Raw genomic sequence first — 5,311 nt, 5'->3', positions numbered from 1 at the left:
GCGCGTTTGCGCATCAGTCCCGCTGCCCATAGCTCAGGATAAATGATCGCGCGCAACGCTGTCATTATTGGCCAGTTGTGGTCACGATAAACACCTTCCAGCGCTGCATCCAGAGCATCCGCAACCGCACTTGAGCAATTGCGGTTTGTGAGATTATAGGTGTTGTCTGCGCTGTAATGTTGCCAGAATGCATTCAATCGCGATGCGTCGATATTCTTGATCACCACCTGCACCGTCGATTGGCACCATTCGGCGGATTCTTGCTGATAGCTTGGCAGGAAACGTCCGGGAACGTTGTTGTCTGCGGTTGCGCGCAATGTCCGGGTGAATTCATCCGGCGATCGGTCGATCTCTACCGCTGGATAATGGCTGATATAGACGTTTGGGGTCATTTCCAGCGCTGCATGGCCCGTAGAAATCACGCCGTTTGTATCGACAGCTGCGATATATCGATTGATAGCCCTTTGATGAAGCGGGGTCATGGCCAGACCCGTAGGAGTCCAGACATGAACGATCAACTCGCTGCGATAGTTGAGTGGACTAGAAACAGGCTTGTTCCAAAATTGATTTCTATTGAAGATGCTGCTGATCGCGGCGCCTTCTTCCAGTCGGCGTAGCCGCGTTGCAATATTCAATATGCCAAGGCTGGTCAAAATCATGACAGCGCCAACATTGAAGGCAACTGTTCCAGCATACCACGTTGGCCATGGCTGAAGCGTCGCGATGGCGATGCAGACTTCAGCGATGCCGCCAATCAGCCCCAGCCGCCAGCGAGGATAACGTACAACCCATGCACTGCCAATCCGCACGCTGCCATCCACGAGGAAGCAGAACCCCAGTACCATGGCGAGCGTAAAGTGGCTGGCAGGGGTGGCGCTGATAATCAGTAAGGCGACCGAGAACAATGCGACGCCCTGCACGACACGCATTCGTCTCGCCGTTCCCTGACTACCCGCGGCAGCCAGAAGGCCGACGATAGCTTCAGGGAGCAGGAAATAGCCAAAAAAGCGTGATGGAATGACGGTCTTTCCATCCAGTGCATCTATAGCAATGAATGTGCCGAGGAGAAGCCAAACGCCGCCGGTGATGAGCAATATTTTCCAGTGGCGTTGAATAATTTCGCGGCCGAGCAGAATAAGAATGATGCGTATCATGTCTGAGGGTCTCCGCTGGGTTTCAGCGAACGCTTTACGATCAGGGCGAACATCATGAAGACGGCGCAGGCCATTCCCACAAAGATAGGTAGGCCGTGCTGCATCAAGTCCAGAAAACCGCCGGCCAGCATCGGTCCCAGCAAGGCACCGCCGCCCCAGAATAGTCCCATCGCCGCATAGACGCTGATAAGGTCCGACCCACGGAACTGCGAACCGATAATGGCGAGCATTGTTGTGTAAATACCAACGAAAATTCCACCCCAGATGAACAAAGCTGGGTAGGCCAGCCAGCCGGCCGACAGAAGCAGGGGCCAGAGAAATGCCGTTATTGCGGAGACCGCCGTTAGGGCAATCATCAGTGTAGCCCGGTTCATCTTGTCTGATAGCCAGCCTATGGGAAGCTGTAACGCGATGGCGCCCACCATGAGAACCGTGATCAGTTGTGCGCCTTCGGTTTCGTTCCAGCCAAGCCGCGTGGCATAAATGGCGAGGAAGGACAGCCCGGCTGTTTCAACGGCCGAATTGATGGCCGTTGTTCCCATTGCAATGGGAGACAGTCGTATCATTCGTAAGAAATGCGAACTTTTATGCTGAGCCATTTCAAGCTGGCGTAGTCCCGGCAGGCTCATGATGACAAAAGCAAGGAGGGCGACGACCGCGCCAATCGCAAATGGTACCAGCCCTTCAAATCCCGTAAACGACAGGATCAGCGGGCCACCGGCAAAGCCCAGCGAGAGCGAGGCCGTATAGGTCGCCATGATGCGACCGCGATTTTTATCGTTGCTCAACTCACTGGTCCAGGTTTCAGTCAACACAAACAGAATTTCGGCAGAAACTCCCAGCAGGAAACGCAGTGGAAACCAAAGCCAGATATTTGGCACCAGTGGAAACAGAATCAGAAGCAACGCCGATGACAGCAGCGCGGTCATAATGAGATGTTCTGGCTTGTAGCGGATAGCCAGCCCCGAAAGAAAGGGGGCTATGCACAGGACGCCAAGCGCATGCATGGCAGCATTAGCACCGACAAGTGTTTCCGTCAGACCACTTTTCATGAGGATCTGCGCCACCAGTGGAGCCGTTAGGCTGTAGGTGAGGCCGAAAATTGACGCCGTAACAATTACAATGGCAATAGAAAGGAACGAACTTTTCTCACTTGACCGTTGTGTTTTAACACGGTTGACTTCTGCTCCTAGTCTCAATTATTTGCCCCAGCCCAAAATGATAGAATCGAAGAAACCCCATCGTTTAATATACCGATCTTCGTAATCAATTCGTAAAACGAGAATTATAAAGCTCAGTATGGTGTCCCCGCGAAAATTGTGCAACGTTTTGAGAGAAGATGCGCTTTAACCCTGTGTAATCGCGAAGCAACGGTGCGATAAACCGGGGGAGTGGTGTCAAATTTTATTTATTGGAATACGGTTTATTTACTCACGCTTTATAGTGAGTTTTAACAACATATTTTTGGGGGGCGTTCATGGCCACATTACTGGGTCTGTCGATTTACGTATCATTTTTGGCATTTTGCATTTTGGGGGCATTTTTATATGCTTGTGGGTGGCTCCTTTTGGGATTGCGAGCTGCGCGTGCGTCGAAAGACCCTACTTCGGTACCCATTGGTGCTTTTATCGGGACCATTTCCACCGCATGGGCTTTATCTCTTGGCTTCGTCGCTGCAGACGCATGGACGCTCAATTCCCGAGCCGATCTCGCGACCAGCAACGAACGATCTGCAATTTTTCGAATGCTGGGCACTGCTCATCCCACGGTGCTGAACAATGCGAGGCTTAAGAGTGCAGTAGAAACCTATCGGGCCCTGGTGGTTTCCGATGAATGGGGAACCGACGATAATATAGAACCTTCGCCGAAAGTGGAGAGGTCGCTTCTTGCCATTCGTTCCGTTGTCCAAACAGTGGCCAGTGATGGCACGCCCACTCCGATCGTATCTCAGCTCATTCATGATTTTAACGAGCTTCAGAATGCTCGCAATGATCGCATCGCTATCGCTAACACGTCCATCGACCAGTATAAATGGTATCTTGTACTGGCGCTGACATTCCTGACTATCGCCACTATTGCCTCGACCCATGCGGATCGGGTGCGGGCTGGGAGGCATGCCTTGTTACTTTATTCGGCAACGGCTTCGATCAGCCTGTGGATTCTTGCGATCCTTGCCAATCCATATATCGGCACCGAAGAACTAAACCCCACACTATTGTTTTCAAGCCAACGTAGCTGATCGGGCACGTTCTCGAGCGGTCATCACGATGAACGACCGCTGTTAACAAGCTGCATGTGGCAGTTTATAAGTAAACGCGGTCCAGTTCATGCTTAGTGCGATCAAAGAGTTGGAAGTCCCTTCGTGAATAGTATCATAGCAGCCGCGATGCCCGTCCGCTGCGCCGTTTGGCGTCGTTGTAATAATCGGACGCCTGCTGCACGGAGCGATGGCGCGATTGTTCCATCGCTTCGGGGAGTGGAATGCCACGATTGGCCGCTTCCGTGAGATAGCCGGAGCGCAGACCGTGCGCGGAGAATTCTGTGGCATCAAGGCCAGCCATTTGCGCCCGCTGTTTGACAATCCGGTTGACGGCGCTCGGTTCCAGCGCCCGTGCCGAAACATTGCCCCAGCGATCGACTTTTCGAAACACGCTGCCCTTGTCGATTTTTGCCGCTTCCAGCCAGCGGATGAGGGCTTCGACGGGTCGGCCGGTCAGATAGACGGTTTCATCGTGATCGGCGCCACTTGTTTTGGTGCGACCGAGATGGATGCCGAGTGAGGGGAGGGGAGAGCCGTCTTCATCGGTGACGGGGGCCTGCTTGACGAGTTGTTCCGTGCGCAAGCTGGCGATTTCGCTGCGGCGGCGCCCGCCGGAGGCAAAAGCCACCATCAGGATGGCCCGATCGCGCAAGGCGGTGAGATCCTCACCCGAACAGGTCGCAAGCAGCTTGCCCAGAATAGCGCCGGTGATGGCATTAGCACTCTTGCGGGTCTTGGGCCGGTTGAGGGCGCGGACCGCAAGCCGGATGGCCGATTTGACGGACGGCGATGAAAACGATCCTTCCAGACCGCGCCAACGGGTCAGCGTCGACCAGTTGGCCAGACGCCGGCGCACCGTTGCTGGTGCATGCGGCCCCGACACGCGCCGAAAGCCTTGTCGACGCAAATCGTCTTCCACGCTGGCTGGCATGCCGTGATCGGGTTCGATCTCGCGTTGCTGTGGCCGCCACAAATGATGGGCAATGAATTTCAGGAGCAAGGCTTCCGGCGCCGGAAAGGGGAGGGGGCTGCCGGTCGCAGCCAGCGACCAGGCTTCGAGATAGGCCAGATCCGAGGTCAGCGCGCGCAGCGTGTTTTCGCCCATGCCTTCATTGACCAGATGGCGCAGTGTCTCGACATCCTGATCCGTCAGAACCTCGGCCAGCCTGTCACGGCGGTTCATCGGCAGAACGGCGGCGATTGTATCGAGCTGTTCCGCCCGGCTCTGGACAATAGAAGGCAGGCGGTCTGGTCTGGTCATTGCACGATGCTTCTCGATTTAAAAACTTGCGGAAAATACGGACAATCCGTATATTACGGAAAACGGAGGTTGATCATGACATCCACAGTAACAGCTGCAGCCATTTCCAAGAATTTTGGCGCTTACCAGGACGCTGCCGTGCGCGATCCGGTTATTATTACCAAGAACGGTCGCCCGCGCACCGTTCTGCTCGCTTACGAGGATTATCTGCGTTTGATGCGACGCGAGCGTCGCGTCGAATTGACCGCTACGCTGACCGAAGACGATCTCGCGGCTGTTGAAGCCGCCTCGATGGAAGCAGGCCTTGAGCATCTCGATCGTGAACTGAACGAAAAATAGCATGATTCCGAGTGAGCCCAAGGTCGGTTGGATTTTCAGATACGGTGTTGTCACGTTAACTGGGCTACAGTTGCCTGCCTGACGGTTTGGGCGTAATTTTTGGCGATGCAGACATCAGTTATCATCTTCAAGCGTCACCGTTTTCCGCCACAGATTATTGCTCATGCGGTGTGGCTTTATCTGCGGTTCAACCTTAGTCTGCGTGAAGTTGAGGAAATGCTGCTTGAGCGTGGAATCGACGTATCATACGAGACAGTTCGTCGTTGGATCGCCAAGTTCGGCCCCCAGATCACACGC

5 protein-coding genes and 1 pseudogene are annotated in these 5,311 nt (G+C 54.3%); 3 read left to right on the top strand and 3 right to left on the bottom strand.

All coding sequences use genetic code 11. From position 1 onward, the window contains the following. Positions 1-1,154, bottom strand: a 1,154-nt coding sequence (locus OPR82_RS22485; RefSeq protein WP_265987182.1) for an HdeD family acid-resistance protein, incomplete at its 3' end; no start/stop codon positions are given. After that, positions 1,151-2,353, bottom strand: a complete 1,203-nt coding sequence (locus OPR82_RS22480; RefSeq protein ID WP_265987181.1) for an MFS transporter — start codon at positions 2,351-2,353, stop codon at positions 1,151-1,153. The genes OPR82_RS22485 and OPR82_RS22480, both read right to left, overlap by 4 nt. Positions 2,354-2,631: 278 nt before the next feature. Here OPR82_RS22480 and OPR82_RS22475 point away from each other — a divergent pair, with 278 nt between their 5' ends. After that, positions 2,632-3,393: a bestrophin-like domain gene (locus tag OPR82_RS22475; RefSeq protein ID WP_265987179.1), complete on the top strand. Its 762-nt coding sequence runs from the start codon at positions 2,632-2,634 to the stop codon at positions 3,391-3,393. A 133-nt stretch (positions 3,394-3,526) separates the two neighbouring features. On the opposite strand, the gene OPR82_RS22470 is transcribed toward OPR82_RS22475, so the two are convergent. Beyond that, positions 3,527-4,675 carry a site-specific integrase gene (locus tag OPR82_RS22470; protein WP_265987178.1) on the bottom strand — a complete coding sequence of 383 codons (1,149 nt, stop codon included), beginning with the start codon at positions 4,673-4,675 and terminating at the stop codon, positions 3,527-3,529. 75 nt (positions 4,676-4,750) lie between these two features. Here OPR82_RS22470 and OPR82_RS22465 point away from each other — a divergent pair, with 75 nt between their 5' ends. Together OPR82_RS22465 and OPR82_RS22460 are read left to right on the top strand one after the other, a co-directional pair. Next, positions 4,751-5,014, top strand: a complete 264-nt coding sequence (locus OPR82_RS22465) for a type II toxin-antitoxin system Phd/YefM family antitoxin (RefSeq protein ID WP_024899766.1) — start codon at positions 4,751-4,753, stop codon at positions 5,012-5,014. Between the two features lie 105 nt (positions 5,015-5,119). Then, a pseudogene (locus OPR82_RS22460) lies at positions 5,120-5,311 on the top strand (IS6 family transposase); the annotation flags it as partial.

This window comes from Ochrobactrum chromiisoli (genome assembly GCF_026241335.1).
Classification (GTDB): Bacteria; Pseudomonadota; Alphaproteobacteria; order Rhizobiales; family Rhizobiaceae; genus Brucella; species Brucella chromiisoli.
The sequence above is the reverse complement of the archived record's forward strand: the minus strand, read 5'-3'. Positions and strand labels throughout refer to the sequence as shown.